Raw genomic sequence first — 417 nt, forward strand, 5'->3', positions numbered from 1 at the left:
CTTCAAAATGCGCTTGAGGTGAGCAAACAGCATTTCGACCTTCTTTCGTTCTCGTCTGGAGATAATATAGGCGTCGGTTAAAGCAATGTCGCGGGCCATATCACGAGCGCCTTCATGAATAGAGCGCAGAACCTTACGATTGGGCTGATTAGGGCAGCATTTTGGTTTGAGAGTGCATACGTCGCACGCCAGTTTCGACGAACGGTATCGAAGTAGGTTGTCGGGAGGGGCATTTGGTTGATCCGAGTTGATCTTGCGCCACTGCTGCTTCAGTTGCTGTCCTCCAGGACAGACGTAAAGATCGCGCACGTGGTCATATGTGAAGTCTCGGCGTTCGAAAGTCCCGTCCTGTCGAGCAGATTTGTCGAAGACCGGAATGTGAGGTTCTATGCCACGCTCATGAACCAGCCACGCAAG

1 protein-coding gene is annotated in these 417 nt (G+C 51.8%); it reads right to left on the reverse strand.

Annotated elements, in window-relative coordinates; translation table 11 throughout:
- On the reverse strand, nt 1-417 hold a 417-nt coding region (locus tag HK11_RS11640; protein WP_198943264.1), incomplete at both ends, for a transposase.

Origin of the sequence: Acetobacter sp. DmW_043 (assembly GCF_002153485.1) — a bacterium.
Lineage (GTDB): Bacteria > Pseudomonadota > Alphaproteobacteria > Acetobacterales > Acetobacteraceae > Acetobacter > Acetobacter thailandicus.